At 69.3% G+C, this 24,947-nt stretch carries 18 protein-coding genes; 5 read left to right on the plus strand and 13 right to left on the minus strand.

Features of this window, described 5'->3' with window-relative positions; all coding sequences use genetic code 11:
* Positions 1-68 precede the first annotated feature (68 nt).
* Positions 69-1,022, minus strand: coding sequence for an acetylglutamate kinase (gene argB, locus EF387_RS27640; RefSeq protein WP_238431739.1), 954 nt, complete (start codon positions 1,020-1,022; stop codon positions 69-71).
* A gap of 123 nt (positions 1,023-1,145) precedes the next feature.
* Between argB and EF387_RS27645 the strand changes: the two genes are divergently transcribed.
* The 3 genes from EF387_RS27645 (at position 1,146) to EF387_RS27655 (ending at position 9,834) form a co-directional block, all read left to right on the plus strand.
* Positions 1,146-2,501: a lysine N(6)-hydroxylase/L-ornithine N(5)-oxygenase family protein gene (locus EF387_RS27645; RefSeq protein ID WP_128379320.1), complete on the plus strand. Its 1,356-nt coding sequence runs from the start codon at positions 1,146-1,148 to the stop codon at positions 2,499-2,501.
* A 445-nt stretch (positions 2,502-2,946) separates the two neighbouring features.
* A complete protein-coding gene (locus tag EF387_RS27650; protein ID WP_128379321.1) occupies positions 2,947-8,139 on the plus strand; it encodes a family 43 glycosylhydrolase in 5,193 nt (1,730 codons plus the stop codon).
* Between the two features lie 207 nt (positions 8,140-8,346).
* A complete protein-coding gene (locus EF387_RS27655) occupies positions 8,347-9,834 on the plus strand; it encodes a peptidoglycan D,D-transpeptidase FtsI family protein (protein ID WP_128379322.1) in 1,488 nt (495 codons plus the stop codon).
* A 132-nt stretch (positions 9,835-9,966) separates the two neighbouring features.
* Here the strand turns inward: EF387_RS27655 and yjfF are convergent, their stop codons facing one another.
* The 5 genes from yjfF to EF387_RS27680 form a co-directional block, all read right to left on the minus strand.
* Positions 9,967-10,989 carry a galactofuranose ABC transporter, permease protein YjfF gene (yjfF, locus tag EF387_RS27660; protein WP_128379323.1) on the minus strand — a complete coding sequence of 341 codons (1,023 nt, stop codon included), beginning with the start codon at positions 10,987-10,989 and terminating at the stop codon, positions 9,967-9,969.
* Complete coding sequence (locus EF387_RS27665; RefSeq protein WP_128379324.1) at positions 10,989-12,104, minus strand: ABC transporter permease; 1,116 nt, start codon at positions 12,102-12,104, stop codon at positions 10,989-10,991. The genes yjfF and EF387_RS27665 overlap by 1 nt, the downstream gene beginning before the upstream one ends.
* Entirely contained in the window at positions 12,101-13,639 is a 1,539-nt protein-coding gene (locus EF387_RS27670; protein WP_128379325.1) for a sugar ABC transporter ATP-binding protein, read from the minus strand. Before EF387_RS27670 ends, EF387_RS27665 begins: the two co-directional genes overlap by 4 nt.
* A gap of 94 nt (positions 13,640-13,733) precedes the next feature.
* The gene (locus EF387_RS27675; RefSeq protein WP_128379326.1) at positions 13,734-14,744 is read right to left on the minus strand and encodes an ABC transporter substrate-binding protein; all 1,011 of its coding nucleotides are present in this window, start codon (positions 14,742-14,744) and stop codon (positions 13,734-13,736) included.
* Between the two features lie 150 nt (positions 14,745-14,894).
* The gene (locus EF387_RS27680) at positions 14,895-15,941 is read right to left on the minus strand and encodes a LacI family DNA-binding transcriptional regulator (protein ID WP_128379327.1); all 1,047 of its coding nucleotides are present in this window, start codon (positions 15,939-15,941) and stop codon (positions 14,895-14,897) included.
* Between the two features lie 1,244 nt (positions 15,942-17,185).
* Here EF387_RS27680 and EF387_RS27685 point away from each other — a divergent pair.
* Together EF387_RS27685 and EF387_RS27690 are read left to right on the plus strand one after the other, a co-directional pair.
* The gene (locus tag EF387_RS27685) at positions 17,186-18,244 is read left to right on the plus strand and encodes a right-handed parallel beta-helix repeat-containing protein (RefSeq protein WP_128379328.1); all 1,059 of its coding nucleotides are present in this window, start codon (positions 17,186-17,188) and stop codon (positions 18,242-18,244) included.
* 49 nt (positions 18,245-18,293) lie between these two features.
* Entirely contained in the window at positions 18,294-19,322 is a 1,029-nt protein-coding gene (locus tag EF387_RS27690; protein WP_128379329.1) for a methyltransferase, read from the plus strand.
* Between the two features lie 108 nt (positions 19,323-19,430).
* On the opposite strand, the gene EF387_RS27695 is transcribed toward EF387_RS27690, so the two are convergent.
* The 7 genes from EF387_RS27695 to EF387_RS27725 form a co-directional block, all read right to left on the minus strand.
* Complete coding sequence (locus EF387_RS27695) at positions 19,431-19,757, minus strand: TcmI family type II polyketide cyclase (RefSeq protein ID WP_128379330.1); 327 nt, start codon at positions 19,755-19,757, stop codon at positions 19,431-19,433.
* Positions 19,758-19,829: 72 nt separating this feature from the next.
* Complete coding sequence (locus EF387_RS27700) at positions 19,830-20,309, minus strand: SRPBCC family protein (RefSeq protein ID WP_128379331.1); 480 nt, start codon at positions 20,307-20,309, stop codon at positions 19,830-19,832.
* A 1-nt stretch (position 20,310) separates the two neighbouring features.
* A complete protein-coding gene (locus tag EF387_RS27705; protein ID WP_128379332.1) occupies positions 20,311-20,592 on the minus strand; it encodes an acyl carrier protein in 282 nt (93 codons plus the stop codon).
* A 17-nt stretch (positions 20,593-20,609) separates the two neighbouring features.
* On the minus strand, positions 20,610-21,857 hold the full coding sequence (locus tag EF387_RS27710) for a ketosynthase chain-length factor (protein ID WP_128379333.1): 1,248 nt from the start codon (positions 21,855-21,857) through the stop codon (positions 20,610-20,612).
* The gene (locus EF387_RS27715) at positions 21,854-23,122 is read right to left on the minus strand and encodes a beta-ketoacyl-[acyl-carrier-protein] synthase family protein (protein WP_128379334.1); all 1,269 of its coding nucleotides are present in this window, start codon (positions 23,120-23,122) and stop codon (positions 21,854-21,856) included. The genes EF387_RS27710 and EF387_RS27715 overlap by 4 nt, the downstream gene beginning before the upstream one ends.
* The gene (locus tag EF387_RS27720; protein WP_128379335.1) at positions 23,119-23,568 is read right to left on the minus strand and encodes a cupin domain-containing protein; all 450 of its coding nucleotides are present in this window, start codon (positions 23,566-23,568) and stop codon (positions 23,119-23,121) included. Before EF387_RS27720 ends, EF387_RS27715 begins: the two co-directional genes overlap by 4 nt.
* Positions 23,569-23,634: 66 nt before the next feature.
* Entirely contained in the window at positions 23,635-24,765 is a 1,131-nt protein-coding gene (locus tag EF387_RS27725; RefSeq protein ID WP_128379336.1) for a SchA/CurD-like domain-containing protein, read from the minus strand.
* Positions 24,766-24,947: the final 182 nt, after the last annotated feature.

The raw sequence follows: 24,947 nt of genomic DNA on the forward strand, positions 1-24,947 counted from the left end.
TCTGCCACGCGGCCCGTTCCACGCAGCCCCGGCCGTTCCCCGACCGGCCGCCCCCGGCAGGGCGCGTCCTAGACGAACTCCGCGTCCGACACTTCCCGCACGGCCGAGACGTGCCGCCCGGCCGTAACGTCCCGCCCGGCCGGCAGGTCACGCCCGGCCGGGACCTCCCGCGCGTCCGGCACCACGGTCGTCCCCACGGTCCCGGTCAACCCGTCCAGCAGAGCGTGCGGCGCGCGCCCGTCGAGCACGCGGACGGCTGTCACACCACCGCGTACGGCCGTCAGGCACGCCTCCATCTTGGGCCGCATACCGCCGTCCAGTTCGGGCAGCAGCAGCTCCAACTCGCCTGCCCCGATGCGTTCGACGATCCGGTCGCCGCGCGGCCAGTCCGCGTAGAGGCCGGGCACGTCGGTCAGCACGACGAGGGTCCGGGTTCCTAGGGCGGCGGCCACCGCCCCTGCGGCAGCGTCCGCGTTGACGTTGTACACCTGCCCGTCCGACCCGCGGCCCACGGAGGAGACGACGGGAATGTGACCGTGGTCCAGCAGGACGCTCAGGACCGAGGTGTTCACCCGGACCACGTCTCCGACCAGCCCGATGTCCACCCGTTCACCGGCCACCTCGGCGTACCGTTTGACGGCGGTCAGGGTGTGCGCGTCCTCGCCGCTGAGCCCGACGGCGTAGGGGCCGTGCTCGTTGAGCAGTCCCACCAGTTCCTTCTGGACCTGGCCGGTGAGCACCATCCGGACCGCCTTCATGGCTTCCGGCGTGGTGACCCGAAGGCCGGCCAGGAAGGCGGACTCGAGCCCCAGCCGGTCCAGATGGGCGCCGATCTGCGGGCCACCGCCGTGCACCAGGACGGTTCGCACACCGGCACCGCGCAGCGTGTGCACGTCCTCGGCGAAGGCGCGCCGGAGCGAGTCGTCCGTCATCGCATGGCCGCCGTACTTGACGACGACCGTGCTCCCCCGCAGGGGTTCGAGTGCGGCCGACCGGTCCGTGAGCGTGAACTCCCCGCTCACGGGCGCGCATTGAGGTAGCCGAACATGACGACCCGCATAGTCGATCCTCTCCTCAGGACACACCGTTGCAAGGTTAGCCTAACCTTATTTAGCATGTGGGGCGCCTAGGGAAGGGAAGTCGCGGTGAACGCACTGCACTACGAATCCGACGTCGTCCACGATCTGCTCGGCATCGGTTTCGGTCCGTCAAATCTCGCTCTGGCCATTGCCGTTGACGAACACAACGCCCGTGTCGCACCCGAAGACCGGATCCGGGCCCGGTTCCTGGAGCGCCAGCCGGCCTTCGGCTGGCACCGCGGAATGCTCATCGACGACGCGACGATGCAGGTGTCCTTCCTCAAGGACCTGGTCACCATGCGCAACCCGACGAGCGACTTCAGCTTCCTGTGCTTCCTGCAGGAGCGCGGCAGGCTGGTCGACTTCCTCAACGCCAAGACGCTCTTCCCCCTGCGGATCGAGTTCCACGAGTACTTCGAGTGGGCCGCCGCCCGCCTCGGGCACCTGGTCGAGTACTCGTCCGAGGTCGTCTCCGTGGAACCGGTGACGACGGAGGACGGGGAGGTCCGCTGGTTCGACGTGACCAGCCGGGTCCCCGGCGCTCCGGAGCGCACCGTCGTCCGGCGAGCCCGCAACATCTCGGTCGCCGTCGGTCTGGAGCCGCATCTGCCGCCGGGCACCGAGCTGTCCGACCGCATCTGGCACAACAGCGAACTGGTGCCGCGTGTGGCCGAGTTGAGTGCGTCGGGCACCTCGGTGAGCAGGGTGCTGGTGCTCGGCGCCGGGCAGAGCGCGGCCGAGGCGGTGGACTACCTCCACCGCTCCTTCCCCGAGGCGGAGATCTGCGCGGTCTTCGCCAAGTACGGGTACACACCCGCCGACGACAGCCCCTTCGCCAACCGGATCTTCGACCCGGAGGCGGTGGACGTCTACTTCCGGGCGACGCCGGAGGTGAAGCAGTCCCTGCACGACTACCACCGCAGCACCAACTACTCGGTGGTGGACATGGATCTGATCGAGTCGCTGTACGCGACCATGTACCGCGAGAAGGTGCAGGGCCAGGAGCGGCTGCTCCTGCGCAACGTCTCCCGTATCCGGGACGTGCGGGAGTCGGACGACCGCCTGGATGTCACCGTTGAGTACCTCCCCACCGGCGAACGGGAGTTGCTCTCGGCGGACCTGCTGGTCCATGCGACCGGCTACCGCCCCCGGGACCTCGACGCGCTGCTGGGCAGGGCCGCCAAGGTCTGCCTGCGGGACGACAAGGACGCCGTACGGATGGGCCGCGACCATCGCATCGAGGTCGTGCCGGAGGTCAGCGCCGGCATCTATCTGCAGGGAGCGACCGAGCACACGCACGGCCTCACGTCCACCCTGCTGTCCACCACCGCGGTGCGTTCCGGGGAGATCCTCGACTCGCTGTTGGACCGTCGTGCGAGCGACAACGCCCTGCCCACGACGGCCGGTTCGGCCGCCCAGTAGCCCGACTCGACACGAAGGGCCACTGATGCCCGGCTCACCGAGAGGCACCCGGCTCGCCGCCGCGTCGGCGTGGAGGACGAGGCGTCGGTGCCGGCCCTGTCGTACATGCTGAGCGGCTGGTCCCGCAGCGGGCGGCGGCCGTTGACGGCGACACCGTGGCGAAGGTGACCGAGCCGGCCTCCTGAGGTCACCGCAGAACCCGGGCCGGGGTCACGGACATCCGTGACCCCGGCCCTTTTCCCGTGCGCGCACAACTGCCGACGGGCATTGACCGTTCGGCTGGTCGGACATCGTTCGAAACCTCTTGACTCGCCAGTAGGCAGAGATTGACACTCTCGCAACACGACGTCACACAGACGAAACCGGAGGGGTGAGCAGGGCTCGAGGCCCGCCATTCCGCCCCTCCGTCGTTCCTTCCGTCATGTCTCGACGAGGAGACCTGTACATGCTGCTCATCCCACGGCCCCCCAGCCGCGCGAGACGGAGGGCGGGCCGGTTCGCCGGACTGACCGCGGCCTCGTTGCTCATGGGGCTGGCAGGACCGGTCGCCCCCGCACGGGCGGCGGACATCACCGACGGTCTGGCCCTCTGGTACAAGCTCGACGCCGCCTCGGGCGCCGTGGCCGCCGACGCCTCCGGAAACGGCCGGGACGGCACGGTGAACGGCACCGCCGCCTGGTCCGGCAGCGGCGAGGGGCTCGCCTTCAACGGCTCCGACACCTACATCAAGGTGCCGGACAACATCATGAGCGGCATGAACTCGATCAGCGTCTCCATGGACGTCAAGGTCGACTCCACGCAGCCCACCCCGTACTTCATCCACGGCTTCGGCAACACCAGCGGCTCGGCCGGCAACGGCTACCTCTTCACCACCGGCGACAGCTTCCGCACCTCCATCGCCACCGGCAACTGGTCGACCGAGCAGACCACCAGGCCGTCAGGCTCCCCCAACCTGACCCGCGGCGTCTGGAAGCAGGTCACCTACACCCAGACCGGAAACACCGGCGTGCTGTACGAGGACGGGGTCGAGGTCGCCCGCAACACGGCGGTCACCATCACCCCGGGCTCGATCGGCGCCGGCACCACCACCGCCAACTACGTCGGCAAGTCGGTGTATCCGGGCGACAAGCTCTTCAAGGGCAGCATCCGGGACTTCCGCGTGTACAACCGCGCGCTGGCCGGTGCGGAGGTCGAGCAGCTCTCCCTCCCCGTGGCCACCCAGGGCGTCGCCGACGACAAGGCCGCCCTCACGCTCGGCGACACCAGCGCCGTCGTCTCGGACCTGACCCTGCCTGCCAAGGGCACGGCGGGCGGCTCGACCATCACCTGGGCCAGCGACAACACCTCCGTGGTGTCCGCGACCGGCAAGGTCACGCGTCCCGCCTCCGGTGAGCCCGACGGCCAGGCCACGCTCACGGCGACCCTGAAGAAGGGCACCGTGACCGACACCAAGTCCTTCGACATCACGGTCCCCGCCGCCTTCGACGACGCCACCGCCACCGAGCGGGCCGCCGAGGCGCTGACCGTCCACAACCTCGACGACGTACGCGGCAACCTCACCCTCCCTGCTACCGGCGACTACGCGACGAAGGTCTCCTGGTCCTCCGCGAAGCCGGACGTCATCGACGCCGACGGTGTGGTGCACCGCCCCGCGCACAGCGACGGCGGCACCACCGTGGAGCTGACCGCCAAGGTCACCAAGGGCGACGCCGAGGCGAGCAGGGTCTTCACCGCGAAGGTGCCCGAACTCCCCGCCAAGGAAGCCCTGAAGGGCTATATGTTCAGCTACTTCACCGGCGAGGGCACCTCGGACGGCGAACAGCTGTACTTCGCGCTCAGCAAGGGCAACGACCCGCTGAAGTGGCGGGAGTTGAACGACGGCAAGCCGGTCCTGACCTCCACGCTCGGTGAGAAGGGTCTGCGCGACCCGTTCATCATCCGCTCCCCCGAGGGCGACAAGTTCTACCAGATCGCCACCGACCTGAGGATCTACGGCAACGGCAACTGGGACGCGGCACAGCGCACCGGCAGCAAGTCCATCATGGTCTGGGAGTCCACCGACCTGGTGAACTGGACCAACCAGCGTCTGGTGAAGGTCTCCCCCGACAGCGCGGGCAACACCTGGGCACCCGAGGCGTTCTACGACGAGCAGCGCGGCGAGTACGTGGTCTTCTGGGCGTCGAAGCTTTACGACAACGAGGCGCACACCGGCGACACGTACAACCGTATGATGTACGCCACCACCCGCGACTTCCACACCTTCAGCGAGCCCAAGGTGTGGATCGACCGCGGCTACTCGGTCATCGACTCCACGGTGATCCAGCACGACGGAACGTACTTCAGGCTGTCGAAGGACGAGCGGAACAACACCTCCTCCACCCCCAACAGCAAGTTCATCTTCGAGGAGAAGAGCGACTCGCTCCTCGACCTGTCCTGGGACGCCGTCGCCGAGGGCATCGGCAAGGGCGCGATGAGCGCCGCCGAGGGACCGCTGGTGTTCAAGTCCAACACCGAGGACAAGTGGTACGCGTTCCTCGACGAGTTCGGCGGCCGTGGTTACATCCCGTTCGAGACGACCGACCTCGCCTCCGGCGCCTGGACCCCGTCCACCGGCTATGACCTGCCGTCAAGGCCGCGGCACGGCACGGTGCTTCCGGTCACCCAGGCCGAGTACGACCGGCTGCTGAGCACCTACCAGTCCGACCAGCTCGTACAGAGCGTCGAGGACGCCTCGGTGGAGACGCGCATCGGTGACGCGCCGGTCCTGCCGGCCACCGTGATCGCCGAGTACTCGGACGGCGTCAAGCGGCCCGTCTCCGTCACCTGGGACGACGTCCCCGCGTCGGCGTACGCGCAGGCCGGCACCTTCACGGTGACCGGCAGCCTGCCGGACGGCGCCGCGCTCAAGGCCAAGGCCGAGGTCACGGTCTCGGCGGAGGGCCCGGACGTGCCGGCCGATCTCGTCCTGGACTACAAGTTCGACGAAATGGCCGGCAGCATCGCCCGGGACGCCAGCGGCCACGGCAACCACGGAACCTATGTCCGCACCCCGGACTTCGGGACCGGTGTGCACGAGGGCTCGTTCAAGATGTCCGGCGGTTCCAGCACCTCGACCACCTCGCCGTACGTCCGGATCCCGAACGGCGTGCTGAAGGACGCCGGCAGCGTCACGGTCTCCACGTACGCGAAGTGGAAGGGCGGGGAGAACTGGCAGTGGCTCTTCGGGCTCGGCCCCGACAGCGACAAGTACCTCTTCGCCAGCCCCTCCAACGGCGGTTCCAAGCTCTACTCGGCCATCACGAAGGCCAGTTGGTCGGCGGAGTCGAAGATGACGGCGGGCTCCGCGCTCACCCCCGGTGAGTGGCAGCACGTCGCCGTCACCCTGAACGGCGCCACCGAGACGGCGGTCCTGTACGTCGACGGGGTAGAGGCCACCCGCGCGACCGGGGTCACCACCAAGCCGTCCGAGCTCTACGACGCGGCCAAGGGCTACTCCGGCTACATCGGCCGCTCCCTGTACTCCGCCGACCCGTACTTCGGCGGCGAGGTCGACGACTTCCGGATCTACAACCGCGCCCTCACCCCCACCGAGGTCCTGGAGCTCAGCGGCAACACCACGGGCATCGCCGCGGCGACCCACCCCGCGCTGAAGGTCGACGCGATCATCGACGACAAGGACTCGAGGATCACTCTCCCGCTTGCGGAAGGCAGCGATCTCACCGCGCTGGCACCGGAGTTCACCCTCGCCCACGGCGCGTCCATCAGCCCCGCCTCCGGCACGCTGCGCGACTTCACCGAGCCGGTCACGTACGAGGTCACCGGTTCCGACGGGAAGAAGCGCACCTGGACGGTCACGGCCCTGGAGATGAAGAGCCCGGTCCTGCCGGGACTCAACGCCGACCCGAACATCGTCCGGTTCGGTGACACCTTCTACATCTACCCCACCACCGACGGCTTCCCGGGCTGGAGCGGCACGCAGTTCAAGGCGTACTCCTCCAAGGACCTCGTCCACTGGAAGGACCACGGCGTCATCCTGGACCTGGGGCCGGACGTCAGCTGGGCCGACAGCCGGGCCTGGGCGCCCGCGATCGAGGAGAGGGACGGCAAGTACTACTTCTACTTCTGCGCCGACGCGAACATCGGTGTCGCGGTGGCCGACTCGCCGACCGGACCGTTCAAGGACGCGCTGGGCAAGCCGCTGCTCAAGGCGGGCCAGTACCCGGGCCAGATGATCGACCCGGCGGTGTTCACCGACGACGACGGGCAGCCGTATCTGTACTGGGGCAACGGCCGGGCGTACGTCGTGCCGCTGAACGAGGACATGGTCTCCTTCGACGCGTCGAAGGTGAAGGACATCACCCCCAGCGGCTACAATGAGGGCACCTTCGTCATCAAGCGCAAGGGCACCTACTACTTCATGTGGTCGGAGAACGACACCCGGGACGAGAACTACCGGGTCGCCTACGCGACCGGCTCCTCCCCCACGGGACCCTGGACCAAGCGGGGCGTGATCCTGGAGAAGGACCTCTCCCTGGGCATCAAGGGCCCCGGCCACCACTCGGTCGTCCATGTCCCGAACACCGACGACTGGTACATCGCCTACCACCGCTTCGCCATCCCCGGCGGTGACGGCACCAACCGCGAAACCACCATCGACAAGCTGGAGTTCGACGCCGACGGCCTGATGAAGAAGGTCGTCCCGACCCTGACGAGCATCGACCCCGTCACCGTCGTCCGCGCCGGGCCGAACGCCGCCGGCACCGAGGGCACCGCGATCCCGGTCACCGGAACCATCTCCGGCGCGGGCGACCCCAAGTGGACGGTGGAGGACGGCGCCCCCTGCACCTTCGCCGACGCCGGCGCCATCCTCACCACCATCACCTGCGCCGACGACGGCACCTACAAGGTCACCCTGACCGGTGGCCGCGGCAGCGACACGCTCACCGTCACGGTGGCCAACGCGGCCCCGGTGATCACCGCGGCGGCGGGCCCGAAGGACCCGGTCGCGGTCGGCAGGAGCACCGTCGTCACCGCCGACTTCACCGACCTGGGCACCGCTGACACCCAGACCTGCCGCATCGACTTCAAGGACGGCAGCGGCCCGGCCGAGGGCACCGTCACCGGCTCCCGTTGCACGGCCACCCACACCTACACCAAGGCGGGCATCCACCGTCCGGAGATCACCGTCACCGACGACGACGGCGGCTCGGGCAGCGCCAAGCTCCCCGAACTGGTCGTCTACGACCGGGCGGCCTGGGCCGTCGGGGTGGGCTTCTTCTCCTCGCCCGCCGGCGCCTACCCGGCGAAGCCGCAGGTGACCGGACCCGCGGCCTACTCCTTCGACGCCCGCTACAAGAAGGGAGCCACCGTCCCGTCCGGCCACGCCACCTTCGACTTCCTGGCGGCCAGGCTGAAGTTCCGCGCCACGGGTTCCGACTGGCTCGTCGTCACCGGTTCCACCATCCGCTACCAGGGCTCCGGAACCCTGAACGGCACCAGCGGCTACGGATTCCGCGTCACCGCCACCAACAGCCCGGACACCTACCGGATCAAGATCTGGAAGAAGTCCACCGGCGAGGTCGTCTACGACAACGATCCGGGAAGCAGGACGGCCGGCATCACCATCGGCCGGCCGTAGCACACCCTTCCCCCGACACCGCACACACCACCGAGCGGCACCCGGTCCGACCCCGGGTGCCGCTCGGCGCGTTGAGGGTCGCACCGGCCGCTCGGATCGGGATCACTAAACTGCCACCATGTACTTACGCACCTCCATACCTTCCCGACACCACCGGCCCCAGGTCGGCGCGGACGCCGGGCGTCGGATCACCGGTGAGGGCCGCCGATGAACCCGACGCTGAGGAAAGTCGCCATCTTCTGCGGGCTCCTGACCCTGGCCCTGCTGCTGCGCGCGAACTGGCTGCAGTTCATGCAGGCCGAGAAGCTCGCCACGGACGAGAGAAACAAGCGCGTGCAGATCGAGCAGTTCTCCGCGCCCCGCGGTGACATCGTCGTCGGCGGCAAGGCCGTCACCGGTTCGACGGAGGCGGACGGCTCGGACCTCAAGTACAAGCGCACGTATGTGGACGGCCCCATGTACGCGCCCGTGACGGGCTACGCCTCGCAGGCACAGGGGATGTCGCTGCTGGAGAAGACCTACGACGGCATCCTCAGCGGACAGGACGACTCCCTCGCCTTCCAGCGGTTCACGGACATGGTCTCCGGCAAGGGACCCCGCACCGGCTCGGTGGTCACCACGATCGACCCGAAGGCGCAGAAGGCCGCCTACGAGGGCCTGACGGACCTCGAGGGGGCCCGGGGGGCGGTCGTCGCCCTGGAGCCCGCCACGGGCAAGGTACTGGCCCTGGCGTCGGCACCCTCGTACGACCCGTCGGTGTTCGCGGGCAACACCTTCAAGGAGTCCGACCGGTTCGTGGCGCTCGACAAGAAGAAGAGCAAGCCGCTGGCGAACCGGCCCCTGCGCGAGACCTTCCCGCCCGGCTCCACCTTCAAGATCCTCACCGCGGCGGCGGCCGTGGAGCACGGCGTCGTCACGGACGTCGACGCCTCGAGCGGCGCTCCCTCCCCCTACCAGCTGCCCCTGTCCACCAACAAGATCGGCAGCCAGGCGGGCGACGCGGTGTGCGGCAACGCCTCGCTCAAGACGGCGATGCAGTACTCGTGCAACAACGTCTTCCTCGACGTGGCGAACAAGCTCGGCCAGGAAAAGATGCGTGAGACGGCGGAGAAGTTCGGCTTCAACGAGGACGTCTACTCCGAGGACAACGGTGACCTGCGCGCCGTCCAGAGCCTGTACCCCGAGGACCTGGACAAGCCCGGGACCGCCCTCACCGGCATGGGCCAGGGCAGCCTCACCACCACCCCCATGCAGATGGCCATGATCACCGCGGCGCTGGCCAACGACGGCAAGCTGATGCAGCCCTACATCGTCGACGAGGTCCGTGGTCCCGACCTCAGCACCCTGAAGAAGACCGAACCGCGGGAGATGAGCCAGGCCGTCTCCCCCGAGACAGCCAAGAAGGTGCAGGAGATGATGGAGTTCACCGCCAAGGAGGGCAGCGCGCAACGGGCACAGATCGACGGCATCACCGTGGGCGGCAAGACCGGCACCGCGCAGCGCGGCGTCGACGTCGCCGACGAGGTGCCCTACGGCTGGTTCGTCTCCTACGGCAAGAACTCCGACGGGGCCTCCGTCGCGGTGGCGGTCTTCATCGACCCGACCGACATGGACATCTCCCGGGCGGACATCTCCGGCGGCCGGCTCGGCGCTCCCCTGGCACGCAGCGTCATGCAGGCGGTCCTGCAGAAGTGACGGGCTCCCGCCCTCATGCCAACGGCCCGCCCCGTGGATCTACAAGGGCGGGCCGCGGCGGTCTGAGGGGCCTTGCACTATGAGCGACCCGGGCGGGCGTAGTGCAAGGCCTCCTGAACGTGATCCGGCCGGTCAGGTCTTCTTGCGTGCCGTCATGGCCCGCTGGATCAGGATGAACGCGCACAGCAGCACACCCGTGGCGATCTTCGTCCACCAGGAGCTGAGCGTTCCCTCGAACTGGATGAGGCTCTTGATCAGGCCCAGCACGAGGACACCGAAGAGGGTGCCGATCACATAGCCGGAGCCGCCCGTCAGCAGGGTGCCGCCGATGACGACCGCGGCGATCGCGTCGAGCTCCATGCCGGTGGCGTGCAGCGGGTCACCGGACTGGATGTACAGGGTGAACAACAGCCCGGCGAGAGCCGAGCAGAAACCGCTCACGGTGTACACGGCGATCTTCGTGCCGCCCTGCGGCAGGCCCATCAGCATCGCGGACTGCTCGTTGCCGCCGATGGCGTACACACGGCGCCCGAAGCGGGTGTAGTGCAGTACGTAGAACGCGATGCCGAGGACGACCAGGGCCAGCAGGGCACCGATCGACAGTTCTCCCAGGCCCAGCGACACCCGCGTCTGGGCGAGGCTGCTCACCGAGGCGTCGCCGATGGAGATCGACTCCTTGCTGATGACCAGGCAGAGGCCCCGGAAGAGGAAGAGCCCGGCGAGGGTCACGATGAACGGCTGGATCTCGAAGTTGTGGATCACATAGCCCATGAGGAAGCCGCCGAACGAGCCGACGCCGAGGGCGAGGACGACGGCGATCACCAGCGGCACGCCCTGACGCTCCACCAGCCACGCGGTGAACATCGTGGTGAAGCCGATCACCGATCCCACGGACAGGTCGATGCCGCCGGAGAGGATGACGAAGGTGGCGCCGACCGCCGCGACCAGCAGATAGCCGTTGTCGATGAACAGGTTGAGGAACACCTGCGGTTCGGCGAACCCGTAGTTCTGGTACCGGCTGAGACCGCCGATGTACATCGCGAGGAACAGCGCGGCGGTGGCCAGGACGGGCAGCCGCCGGTCGCCGAGCAGGCGCGCGGCCTTGGACGCCGTTGAGCTTGCCGGCGTCGTGGGAGTCTGGGTCGTCGCGCTCATCACGACACCTCCATCTTGGGAGCGGCCTCGGTCGCCGCGGCGGTCGTTCCCGCCGGAGCCGGGGCCGACGGCGAACCGCCGCCCTGCGCGCCGGACTTGGCTCCGAGCCTGGCGCTGAAGACCTTGGCGCGGAACTTCGGGGACTGCAGCAGGCAGACGATGATGACGACGACGGCCTTGAAGACCAGGTTGGTCTGGGTGGGCACGCCGATGGTGTAGATCGTGGTGGTCAGGGTCTGGATGACGAGGGCGCCCACCACCGTGCCGCCGATGGAGAACCGGCCGCCGAGCAGCGAGGTGCCGCCGATCACCACGGCGAGGATCGCGTCGAGTTCGATCCACAGACCGGCGTTGTTGCCGTCCGCGGCCGAGGTGTTGGAGCTGATCATCAGGCCCGCGATGCCCGCGCACAGGGCGCAGAACACGTACACCATGATCTTGATGCGCCGGGACCGGATGCCGACCAGGCGGCTGGCCTCGGCGTTCCCGCCGACGGACTCCACCAGCAGGCCGAGCGCGGTGCGGCGGGTGAGCACCACGGTGACGGCGACGACAACGGCGACCACGAAGATGGAGAACGGCAGCGTCAGCCAGTAGCCGCCGCCGATCAGCTTGTACGGCTCGCTGTTGATGGTGATGATCTGGCCGTCGGTGATGAGCTGGGCGACACCGCGGCCGGCGACCATGATGATGAGGGTCGCGATGATGGGCTGGATGCCCATCCTGGCGACCAGGAAGCCGTTCCAGAGGCCGCAGACGACCGCGGCGAGCAGTCCGAGACCCATGGCGAGCAGCACCCCGGCAAGGGCGCTCTGGTCGGCCTGGTCGCTGATGTAGGAACAGGCGAGGGCCCCGGTGATGGCGACCACGGCACCGACGGAGAGGTCGATGCCGCCGGTTGCGATGACCAGGGTCATGCCGACCGCCACCAGGATCAGCGGCGAGCCGAACAGCACGATCGAGACGAGGCTGCCGTAGAGGTGGCCGTCCGTCATCTTGATCGAGAAGAAGTCGGGGGTGAAAGGCACGTTGACGAGCAGGAGGACGACCAGGACCGCGACCGGCCAGAACAGGTGGTGGTGCGTCAGCGCTCGCCATCGGGAAGTGGTGGTCACTGGTGCTCTCCGCTCGCGATGGTCTCCAGGATCCGGCTGGTGGTGATCTCCGGCCCGTTGGTGAGCTGCGCCACCAGCCGGCGGTCGCGCAGCACTCCGATGGTGTGACTGAGCCGGAGGACCTCCTCGAGCTCGGCCGCGATGTACAGCACGGACATGCCGTCCTCGGAGAGCGAGACCACGAGTTTCTGGATCTCCGCCTTGGCGCCGATGTCGATGCCGCGCGTCGGCTCGTCCAGGATCAGCAGCTTGGGCTGGGTGATCAGCCAGCGGGCGAGCAGCACCTTCTGCTGGTTGCCGCCGCTTAGCTGGCCGACGCGGGCCTCCGGGTTGGCGGGGCGGATGTCCAGCGCCTTGATGTACTTGGCGACGAGTTCGTCGCGCTGGGAGGCCGGGATGGGCCGGGTCCAGCCGCGTGCGGCCTGGAGCGCGAGGATGATGTTCTCACGGACCGTCAGGTCCGGTACCAATCCCTCGGTCTTGCGGTTCTCGGAGCAGAACGCGACCCCGGCGCCGATGGCGTCGTTGGGGGCGTTCATCGAGACCTGCTTGCCGCCGATGGACACCGTGCCGCTGTCGGGCTGGTCGGCGCCGAACAGCAGCCGGGCCAGTTCGGTGCGGCCCGAGCCGAGCAGTCCGGCGAGTCCGATCACCTCGCCCTTCTTGACCTCCAGGTCGAAGGGGGCGATTCCGCCTGCCCTGCCGAGGGCCTCGGCCTTCAGCAGCGTCTCGCCGACGTCCGAGTGCAGCTGGTGGTCGTGGAGTTCCTCCAGCTGGTCGAGTGCCTTGCCGATCATCAGCTGGACGAGTCCCACCTGGTCGAGGTCGCGGACCATGTGCTCGCCGACCAGGGTGCCGTTGCGCAGGACGGTCATGCGGTCGCAGACCTCGTAGATCTGGTCGAGGAAGTGCGACACGAACAGGATCGCCACGCCCTGTTCCTTCAACCGCCGCATCAGGCTGAAGAGTTCGAGCACCTCGCCGCGGTCGAGGCTGGACGTCGGCTCGTCCAGGATCAGCACCTTGGTGCCCGATCCGCCGCTGACACTGTCGCCGGTGCCCACCGACCGTACGATCGCGACCAGTTGCTGCACGGCCAGCGGGTACGAGGACAGCGGCGCGGTCACGTCGATGTCGAGGCCGAGCCGGTCGACCAGTTCCGCCGCCTCGCGGCGCATGCGCTTCCACTGGATGCGGCCGGCCCGGGTGGGTTCGCGCCCGATGAAGATGTTCTCCGCCACCGACAGGTTGGGGCAGAGGTTGACCTCCTGGTAGACCGTGCTGATGCCGGCCTGCTGCGCCTGCAGCGGGCTGGCGAAGCGCACGGACTCGCCATCGAGGGTGATGGTGCCGCCGTCCAGGGAATGAACTCCCGTCAGCACCTTGATGAGGGTGGACTTCCCGGCGCCGTTCTCGCCGAGCAGGGCGTGGATCTCGCCGGGGAAGAGCCGGAAGTCGACGCCCGACAGAGCCCGTACCCCAGGAAACTCTTTGACTATGCCCGTCATCTGAAGGACGGGCTGCGGCTCTGCCATGGCAGCGCTCCTCTGAAATGGGTTCAGGCCCGCAGGGAGCGCCGTCGGCCGAGGTCTTCGGCCGGCCGGGCTCCCTGCCGGTGGGTGCGTTCGGTCAGTACTTGCGGGTGGGGAGCGCGTCCTTGGCCTGGTCCTGCATGAAGTCGCTCTCCTTGGTCTTGATCCAGCGCTCGACCGTCTCACCGTTCTTGACCTTCTGCACGACCTCCATCAGCTGGGGGCCGAGCAGCGGGTTGCACTCGACGATGGCGTTGATCTTGCCTTCGGACATGGCGACGAAGCCGTCCTTCACACCGTCGACCGAGACGATGAGGATGTCCTTGCCGGGCTTCTTGCCGGCCGCCTCGATGGACTGGATGGCGCCGATGGCCATGTCGTCGTTGTGCGCGTAGAGCACGTTGATGTCCGGGTTGGACTGCAGGAAGGCCGCCATGACCTGCTTGCCGCCGGCGCGGGTGAAGTCACCGGTCTGGCTGACGACGACCTTCCAGTCGTCCTTGTGGTCGGCTTCCATGACCTCCTTGAAGCCCTTGGCGCGCTCGATCGCGGGGGCGGCACCGGTGGTGCCCTCGAGCTGGGCGATCTTCACGGGGCCCTTGTGGCCGGCCTTCTCCAGGACCTTCTCCAGGATCTTGGCGGCGCGGCGGCCCTCGTCGGTGAAGTCGGAGCCGACCAGGGTCACGTACAGGGACTCGTCGGAGGTCTCGACGGAGCGGTCGGTGAGGACCACCGGGATCTTCGCGGCCTTCGCCTCCTTGAGCACCGCGTCCCAGCCGGTGACGACCACCGGCGAGAAGGCTATGACGTCCACCTTCTGCGAGATGAAGCTGCGGATCGCGGAGATCTGGTTCTCCTGCTTCTGCTGGGCGTCGGAGAACTGGAGCCTGTAGCCCGCCTCCTTGGCCGCCGACTTCACCGAGTCGGTGTTGGCGCTGCGCCAGCCGCTCTCCGAACCGACCTGGGAGAAGCCGAGGGTGATCGCCTTGCTGCCGCCGTCCCCGGAGGTCGAGGTGGAGCCGGACTCCTCCTTCTTGGCGCAGGCCGCGAGGCCGCCCGCAGCCGCCACGCCGATGGCCGCAGTGAGGAAGTTCCTTCTGTTGAGCATGTTCTTCTCCTTTGAAGAGCCGGCCCGGGGTGGTACCCGTGCTGGTTACTCGATGGGACCGGCCGCACTACGTCCAGCCTGTCGATCATTGTTCGAGATGTCGGCCGCACCGCTGGGCGGAAACAGCCGTGTGGTGCCGTGCGTGCCGCGTCAGCCTGGAGCGGCCCCCGTTCCGGGTGCGTACGGGAACGTACTGGCGCGGACGACAAGTTGCGGTTCGATCGAGATCCGGGGTGTCCCGGACGGTGCCCGGCCCTCGATCAGGTCCAGGAGCAGGGCGATACTGCGTTTGCCCACGGCCGCGAAGTCCTGTCGGACCGTGGTGAGCGGCGGGGCGAAGAACTCCGACTCGGGGATGTCGTCGAAGCCGACCACCGCCACGTCCTGGGGAGTTCGCACGCCCGCCTCCCTCAGGGCCCGCAACACCCCCAGCGCCATCTGGTCGTTGGCGACGAAGACCGCCGTCAGTCCCCGGCCCACCCAGCCGGCCAGTTCCTGGCCGGCGCGGTAGCCGGACAGCGGACTCCAGTCCCCGTGCAGCACCAACGGCGGTTGTACGCCCGCCGCTTCGAGGGTGGCCCGCCAGCCGGCCGCCCGGTCGGCGGTCTCCTGCCAGTCCTCGGGTCCGGCGAGGTGCCAGACCGTGCGGTGGCCGGCCGCCAGCAGATGGCTCGTGGCCAGCCGTGCGCCCTGGTGATGGTCCACCGTGACGCAGGGGATGTCCACGCCGGGCCCGCTGCCCACCGTGACCACCGGGAACGGACGGCGCAGTCCGGCGAGGGCGTCGACCGCCGACCGCTGCGGGGCGACGGCGACCACTCCCTCGACCCCGCCGTCGCTGAGGTGGTCCAGCGCCTCGGACAGCGTCTGCACGGTCAGTTTGCGCAGACTGACCGTGGAGACCAGGTACCCCCGGGCCCGGGCCGCCTCCTCGAGGGCGAAGAGGGTGCTGGCCGGACCGTAGAGCGTGGTGTCGGACGCGACCACACCCAGGGTCCGGGTGCGCCGGGTGGCCAGAGCCCGTGCGGAGGAGTTGCGACGGTAGCCCATCTCCTCGATCACGCGCAGCACTTTGGCCCGGGTCTCGTCCCGAACGTTGGGGTGGTCGCCCAGCACCCGGGACACGGTCTGGTGCGAGACGCCCGCCTGTCGTGCCACGTCGGCCATGGTGGGCGGCCGGAGCTGCGATGGTGCCACGGCCGCACCTCCTTGGCGGTCGTCTACGGACAAGACCTGTGACGCGTGCGGATGCCTCCGCGTAGCCGGGTTCATGCCAACTCCCGGGGCGGCCGGGGCGCCTGACGGTCCGCTAACCGTTCGGGCGTCCGGTCCCCCACGACACAGACGGGGGAGGCGAGTTCGGGTCCAGTGGGCACGACGGTCACACCTCCTCGGGATGTCGCTGGCTGCCGACTGATGAATGCGGACGCCATTGTGAGCGCTAACAATTCATGGCGGTCAAGAGGGCTGCGCCGGGAAGTCGTCACGTTTGAATAACGCGCCCGAAGACGCGACTCGGGACGACGGCCGGCCGCGGCATCGCGCCTCCCCCGACACAAAACCCCCGGCCAAAAGGGGTTGACGCACCTGTGAAGCGACCCTATCTTCAGCACCGAAACTTCGAACTGTGTACGAAATACCGGATGCTGGTGTTGGTGATCGGTACCACCGGAGGAACATTCTTGGCGCTGCGGAGCCGTTGGCGACCCGGGGAACGGGAGCGTTCGGCCGGCCCTCCACGCACCCACTGAGCGCCCCGGGGGACACCGGCGGCTCCCGGTACCCGGCCGCTCCGGACACCCGCGGCGCTCGGCGGCCCGGAGGGCTCCCTGCGACTCCCACACTCGGCGACTCCCGGCGACTCCGGACACCCGCGGCACCCGGACACCCGCGGCGCCCGGGCACTCCCCGCGGCACCCGGACACCCACGGCGCCCGACACCCGGCGGCCCCCCGCGGCACCCGGCGACTCCGAGGCGTCCGGTGACTTCCGGCAACTCCCGGGAGCCCCAGTCGACTCCCGCGGCGTCGGCTCACGACACGCTCGCCGACCAGGCCGTCAGCGCCCGCATCCGTTCGCCCGCCGTACACACACCCCTCGCCGGAGCCGGAGCCATGTCAGCCGGTCATGGGGGTCCCTCCTGCTCGAGCGAAGCCGAGATCTTGGGGGAGTTTGAGGACGAGGCCGTTCAGGCCGATGCGGGGGTCCGGGGGCGGCAGCCCCCGGGACAAGGGGCGGGTAGGGGCGGAGGGGGCGAAAAACCGTCCAGGTCGCCCGGCCGGGACGTGATGCAGAAACGACGGTGACACGACGGGTTTGCGTCACACGAGTGATCTTGCCGCCGCCGACCCCCGGCCCACCACCCACTCGGCGGCAGTGACCCGTCCAGCACGGGTTAACACATGTGGCAAAACGGACCAACGCCCCATAACTTCTGCCACATGACGAAGCGACAGTTTTCTTGTCTCGCGGGCACAGCGATCGTGGTGGCGTCGATGCTGGGCGCCGCCCCCTCCGCCACTGCCCACACCATGCACCTGGTGCGCCCCGGGCAGTCGATCCAGAGTGCGGTGGACGCGGCCCGCCCCGGGGACACCGTCTTCCTGACCCCGGGCACCTACCGCGAAAGTGTCCGGATCACCACCTCGGGGATCACCCTGCGCGGCGCCGGCCGCACGACCGTCCTCATGCCGGCTGCCGACCCCGCGGGCAACGCGTGCGCCACCGCCGGTCACGGCATCTGCGTGGCCGGGACCGACGCCGCCCCCGTCACCGGAACCGCCGTCCGCTCGCTCACCCTCTCCGGTTTCAAGAAGCACGGTCTGTGGGCGTCCCGGACCGACCGCCTGACCGTCCGCGGCGTGACCGCCGAGAAGAACGGGCAGTGGGGAATCGCCACGGAGCGGTCGGTGCGCAGCGTGCTGCGGGACAACACCGCCCGGAACAACGCCGACGCAGGGCTGTTCGTGTCCAACACGACCGACACCGAACAGGGCGCCATCGACGCCCGGGGCACGGTGATCGAGGGCAACCGCATGACGGGCAACCGGATCGGCGTCACCGTCCGGCGACTGCGCAACCTCGTCGTCCAGCACAACGACGTCACCGCCAACTGCGCGGGCGTGTTCGTCGTCGGCGACGAGTCCAAGCCGCGTGCCGGGGCGCTCACGGTTCGGGGCAACTACGTCCACGAGAACAACCGGTACTGCCCCAAGACCCCACGGCTGCCCTACCTGCAGGGCTCCGGCATCGTACTCACCGGTGCCGAGGAGACCCTGATCACCGCGAACTGGGTCGAGGACAACCGGGGCGCCTCGCCGCTGTCGGGCGGCATCGTGCTCTTCAAGAGCTTCGTGGGCGCCCTCAACGAACGCAACACGGTCAAGTACAACGTCGCCCAGGGCAACGCCCCGGCCGATCTGGTCAACGGCGACACCGGAGCCGGCAACACGTTCCAGGCCAACCTCTGCACGGGCTCCCAGCCCGCCGGACTGTGCTGAGCAGGCCCGTGCCGGTCACCTTCCTCCCGCAAGAGAATCGAGGCAGTGCATGACGACCGTGAGTCAGGCTCCCCCGCCGCCCATGCGGCTCAGGGAGCTCGTATTCGGCGCGGCCTGCGCCGCTGCGGTACGCGCGGCCGCTCGGCTGGGTGTGGCCGACGCCCTGGATGAGACGCCGATGAAGGCGGAGGAGCTGGCGTCCGCGGTCCGGGCCCAGCCCCGGGCACTGGGGCGGTTGCTCAAGGCCCTGTGCTGTTACGGGATCTTCGAGGAACGACCGGACGGCACCTTCGCCCACACCGAGATGTCCAGGCTGCTGCGCGAGGACGATCCGCACAGCCTGAAGTACATCGCGCTGTGGTGCACCGAGCCCTGGACGTGGGGCGCCTGGCCCCGGCTCGACGAGGCCGTGCGTTCCGGCCGGAGCGTCTTCGAGGACGTGTACGGCAAGGAGTTCTTCAGCTACCTGCACGAGGACGCGCCGGAATCGGCGGACGTGTTCAACCGGGCCATGACCACCTCCAGCGAGCAGTCGGCCCGCGAGGTCGCCGAACTCCTCGATCTCACGGGGGTGTCGTCGGTCGTGGACATCGGCGGCGGCCAGGGCCATGTGCTGGCGAGCCTGCTGGAGCGGCACCCGGCGCTGGCAGGCGTCCTGCTCGATCTGCCGCGTGTCGTCGAGCACGCCGATCCGCGGCTGCGCAAGGGCGGCGCCATGGCGGACCGGGCCCGCATCCTGCCCGGCGACTGCCGTGCGGACATCCCGGTCCAGGCCGATATGTACATCATCAAGAACATCCTCGAGTGGGACGACGACAGCACCCGCCGCGCGCTGGGGAACATCATGGCGGTGGCCAAGCCCGGCGCCCGGGTCGTGGTCATCGAGAACCTGGTCGACGACACGCCCTCCATGAAGTTCACCACCTCGATGGACCTGCTGCTGCTCCTCAACGTGGGGGGCGCGAAACACACCACCGAGAGCATGGTCAAGCGGCTGACCGACGCCGGCCTGGTCATCGCCCGGATCCGTCCGGTCAACGCGTATCTGCACGCGTTCGAATGCACCGTCCCGGGCTGAGCGAGACCCGCCGAAAGACCACCCGAAAAAGGCCCGAAGCCGCCGGCGCCCGCTTATCGCGGGAGCCGGCGGCTTCGCACATCCTGCACATCCGGTCGGGACGGACGCTTACGCGTCCCTGCTCCAGCGGTAGAAGCAGCGTGCCATCGCGTCCTTCGGCCCGCGCCAGGTCTGCGGGTCGTACGGGCTGACGTACGCCGACAGCCGGTCGCTGATGTCACGGAACGCGGGGTGCTCGGTCACCTTGGCGATGGCGGGTCCGGGCTCCCGTTCCGCCTCGATGAAGTGCAGGTACACATCACCGAACTGGAAGAGGCTGCGCTGGGTGACACCGACGAGGTGGGGCAGTTCGCCACTGTCGGAGGCCTCGAACACCTTGGCGATGTCCGGAGCCGACTGCGGGGCCATGCGGGCGACGATCAGGGCGTGGTGCATGGGTCGGTCGTCCTTCGGTCAGTGGTCAGTGAGCCAGGAGGTCAGTGAGCCAGGGGGTCAGCGGGGCAGCGGTCATTCGGACACCACGGACGCGGTGCGCCGGCCGCGGGCGGCCTGCTCGATCCGGTCCCTGATGAGGTCCAGCTGTACCTTCGAGTTGCGGTTGATCATGTCCGTCATCCCGGCGTCGTCGACGGGGGCGTCGGGCCGCATCGCGAAGTCCTGCGTCCAGTGCATCCGCGTCCCGTCCGCCGTCTCGGCGTACTCCCAGCGGATGTTCATGTACTCGAAGGGCCCGGGCTCGACCCGGCGGGCCCGGACGGTGAGCTGCTCCCGGTCGCAGGTCCGCTCCGATACCCAGCTCCACACCTTCCCGTTGTCGTCGGGGTGCATGGTGAGCCGGAACTTCGTGGTGTCGGCGTCGCGGTCGAGGATCTCGACGGAGGCGTACTCGCTGAACAGCCGCGGCCAGTTCTCGATGTCGTTGGTCATCTCCCAGACCAGGTCGAGCGGTGCGGCGATGGTGATCTCGTTCTCGGTGTGTCCGGCCATGTCAGGCTCCCGCCAGAAGAGTGCTGTTGACGAGTTCGAGGAAGTCCCCGGGGGTCTTGCAGCGCTCCGCGTCGGGGGGCAGCGGGCGGCCGTAGCGGTTCTCCAGCTGGCCCACGATGCCGAGCAGGCCGAGCGAGTCCAGGCCGAAGGTGTCGAAGCCGGCGTCCAGCCGGTCCGCCAGCTCGGCGGGGTCGACGGTGACCCCGGCCGCCTTCTTCATCAGCGCGGCCAGTTCCTCCACCGTCACCTGGGCGGTCGGGGGCGTGTTCTGCTGTGTGGTCATGCTCGTTTCTCCTTTTGCTACCGGGCGGAACCGGTACGGCCTCGCAGCACGAGCGCCGCGTTCGAGCCCATCAGGCCCCGGCTGAGCACCAGGGCCGTGCGCAGCTCCGCGGGGCGTGCCCGCGAGGTCACCAGGTCGAGGTCGTGACTGATGGCGTGGACGTACGGGGTCGGGGGTATCTGCCCGTGCTCCATGGCGAGCACGGCGGCCGCCACGTCCAGCACCGGAGCCCCGCAGTAGGACCGCCCGGTGCCCGTCTTCGGTGCGGTGACGGGGACCCGTCGCCCGTGCGGGCCCAGCGCGTCGGCTATGGCCAGCGCCTCGGCCCGGTCCGCCTCCGGAACGCCGAGGGCGTCCGCGAAGACGACGTCGACGTCCTGGGGGGCGCAGCCGGCCTCGTCCAGGGCGCCGCGTATCGCCTGCGCGAGTCCGTCCCGTGAGCGGTCCCAGCGGGAGGCGCCGGTGAACGTGGTGGCGTGGCCGGCCACGGTGGCCCGTATGTCGGCACCCCGGTGCAGTGCCGTGTCGAGTTCCTCCAGGACGAGCATCGCGCCGCCCTCGGCGGGCACGAACCCGCAGGCGCCGTCGGTGAACGGCACATAGGCGCGGGCGGGGTCGGCGACCGTGCTGAGCTCGGGGTAGCCGAGCTGGCAGACCACCGAGTACGGCGCCAGCGGCGCCTCGGTGGCACCGACCACCACGGCGTCGGTGCCGCGGCGTATGACCTGCGCGGCGTGGGCGAGCGCGTTCAGCCCGCCGGCCTCGTCACTGGCGACGACCCCGCAGGGGCCCTTGAGGCCCGAGCGGATGGAGATCTGTCCGGTGCTGGCGGCGTAGAACCAGGCGATGGACTGGTACGGGCCCACGAACCGGGACCCCTGTCCCCACAGTTGCTGCAGTTCGCGCTGGCCGAACTCACCGCCGCCGGACCCCGCGGCGGTGACGACGCCCACCGAGTAGGGCGAGCCGATGCCGTCGGGATCGAGCCGGGCGTCGGTCAGGGCGAGCGTCGCCGCGGCCATGGCGAAGTGGGTGAACCGGTCGGTCTGGACCAGGTAGTTCTCCTCGATCAAGGCCGACGGGTCGAATCCGCGGACCTCACCGGCCACCTTCAGCGGCAGGTGCCGGCATCCCTCGCGGGTGACCGCGTCGAGTACGCCGACGCCTTCGACCGTGGACTTCCAGAAGGTCTCGGCGCTGGTTCCGTTGGGCGCGACGACACCGATGCCGGTGACGGCCGCGCGCCGGGGGTTCGAAGGGCTCATGGTCTCCTCCCACCCGGTCGGGTCAGGACCACCGCGGACTGGAAACCGCCGAAGCCGCTGCCGACGGACAGCACGTTGCGCAGTTTCCGCGGGCGGGCGACGCGCGGGACGTAGTCCAGGTCGCACTCGGGGTCCGGGGTCTCGTAGTTCGCCGTCGGCGGTACCACCTGGTGGGCCAGGGCCAGGACGCAGGCGACGACCTCGATCGCGCCGATCGCGCCCAGCGAGTGGCCCACCATGGACTTGATGGAACTCATCGGGATCTCGTAGGCGTGGGTGCCCAGGGATCGTTTCACCGCCGCGGTTTCGTGGCGGTCGTTCTGCCGGGTGCCCGACCCGTGGGCGTTGACGTAGTCGATCAGCTTGCGGTCGACGCGGGCGTGGTCGAGCGCGGTGTCGATCGCCCGGGCCATCTCCAGGCCCTCGCTGGTCAGACCGGTCATGTGGTAGGCGTTGCCGAAGGTGGCGTAGCCGCCGAGTTCGCAGTAGACCTCCGCGCCCCGGGCCCGGGCGTGCTCGAGTTCCTCCAGGACGAGCACCGCGCCGCCCTCGCCCATGACGAACCCGTCACGGTGCAGGTCGAACGGCCGGGAGGCGTGCTCGGGGTCGTCGTTGTTGGGGGACGTCGCCTTGATGGCGTCGAAGCAGGCCATGGTGATCGGTGAGATCGGCGAGTCCGAGGCGCCGGCTATGCAGAGGTCGGCCCGGCCCTCCTCGATGCAGTGGAAGGCGTATCCGACCGCGTCGAGTCCGGAGGTGCAGCCGGTGGAGACGGTCTGCACCGGGCCGCCCACCCCGAACTCCTCGGCGACCGCCGAGGCGAGCGTGCTGGGCGAGAACGCCCGTTGCAGATGCGGCTCCGCCTGACGGTGGTCCACGTCCCAGTGCTGTCCCCGCTCGCTGACGAGGACGTAGTCGTGCTCCAGGCGGGTGGTGCCGCCGACCGCGCTGCCCAGGCAGACACCGACCCGCCAGGGGTTCTCGTGGGCGAGGTCCAGTCCGGCGTCGCCCACGGCCTCCCTGGCGGCGACCATCGCGAACTGGATGTAGCGGTCGGTGCGTTCGGTCAGCTCCGGGTCCAGGCCGTGCTCGGCCGGGTCGAAGTCGCACTCGGCGGCGATGCGTGAGCGCAGCCCCGCCGGGTCGAACAGGGTGATGCCGCGTGTCGCGGTGCGGCCCTGGGCGAGGAGGTCCCAGAAGGCCGGCACGCCTATGCCGCCGGGCGCCACGACACCGATTCCGGTGACCGCCACCCGCCGCTTCACCGGCTCGCCTCGCTGTGCTCGGGCGGCCCCTCCTGGTGCGCGGCGGGGGCGCCCGTGGCGCTGGTTCCCTCCGTGTCGACGTGTCCGAGGGGCGGGCTCGGGGCGAGGGGGCTCAGGTGGAACACGAGCCGGGCCTCCTCGCTGCCGACGTTGCGGAAGCGGTGCCGTACATGAGGCGGGATCATCAGTCCCTGGTCGGGCCTCAGCGGCTGCGGCTCACCGTCCAGGTCGACCTCGAGGGCGCCGCTGACGACGTAGACGAACTCCTCGGAGTAGGGGTGGTAGTGCTCCCCGATGCGCTCACCGGGCTGCACGATGGCCAGGCCCATGAAACCGCTGGTGGAGCCCACCGTGGTGGGGGTGAGCAGGGCGCGCAGATCGCCGCCGCGTCTGATGTTGGGTTCGATCTCTGACAGGTCCACGATGCGTGGGCGCGGCTTGAGCATGGTCTTCTTCCTCCAGATGTGGGAGTCGCTGCCGCGGGCTGCGGCCCCGGTGGGCCGCACGGCCCGTCAGGCGTCCGGCGCCCGCCGGTCGGTGATGGGGGTCATGTCGGCGTGGGCGAGGAGCCGGACGACGTCCCGCTGCGACTTCAGCGGGCCGTCCACGCCGAGGGCGGCGCCGTCGAGCAGCCGTGACAGGACGGCGGCCTTGCGGGGGCCCTCCAGCCCGAGGGCGGCGGCGGGGTGGGCGTCGATGTTGCCCGGCATGTCGATGAGCCGGACCACGACGTCGTCGCGCTGGAAGACCGTGCTGGCGCAGACCGGGCTGTTGGGGTCGTCCGCGGCGGTCTCGTCCTGCTGGGCGAGGAAGCGGGCCAGCGTCATGCCGCAGCCCGACTTGGCCGGGTAGTACAGCGCGTGCCGGCGTACGTCCGGGGTTTCCCGGCCGGAGGTCACATGGTGCACGGCCTGCAGGGCCGCCCGGGTGAAGAACAGCCGCGCGGACTCCGAGTCGCTGAGGTCGCGGTCCTGCTCCAGGTACGGGTCGATGGCCTCCTCGACCGCGCGGATCTCGGGCTGGCGTGCGACGTGGCGCAGCGCGGCGAGCAGGTCGCCCTGCACCTCGATGGCCCGTACGACGCGGTTGCCGTGCATGAACAGCGAGGTCCGGCGCAGCCGGGTGTGCTCGTTGACGCGCGGTTCGGGCGACGTGTAGCCGGCGAGGATCTCGGCGACCTTGGACTCGGTGCCCGGCTTGACGGTGAAGGTCAGCGCGTGGCGGACCACGCCGTCACCCACCCGGGGGGAGGTCTGGAGCCCTCCGCTGGCGCCCCTGGCGGACTTGGTGGCGCGGGGAACCCCGCGGCCGGTCTCGCGCAGGATGCTGAAGCGCAACGAGCGGGTGTCCCGGACACAGCTGTGCAGGGGCCGGACCATCTCGACGTGTTCCTCGCTGTTGACCCAGGCGAGGAAGGGCGGGGCGCTCTCCCATTCGCTGGTGATGAGCCACTGCGAGGGGTTCTCGATGGACTGGCACAGCTGGTCGCTGATGTGTCCGGGCACGGATGCGATTTGGTTGCGCATCTTCTCGTAGGCCTCGAGGAACCGCTGCTGAGCCCCTTCGTACAGATCCAGCAGCAGTACGACCCGAAGCCTCGAGCCGTCCAGTGCCGATTGGGATACGCGCTGCGAGATCGTCATCTGCCACACCTCTCCTTCGCGAGAGCAGAAGCGACCGCCGCGTCCCTCGACACGACGTCAGTCGCTGAATCCCGATCATGTGTCGGCACCACGCGCGCCGCGAGCGTTGGCGCCCATATGGACGATCCCGTGCTCGAAACGATCTTTGTCAGGGCATGGATTTCCAGCCCGGGCTCAGCCAC

Source organism: Streptomyces cavernae (genome assembly GCF_004023625.1).
Classification (GTDB): domain Bacteria; phylum Actinomycetota; class Actinomycetes; order Streptomycetales; family Streptomycetaceae; genus Streptomyces; species Streptomyces cavernae.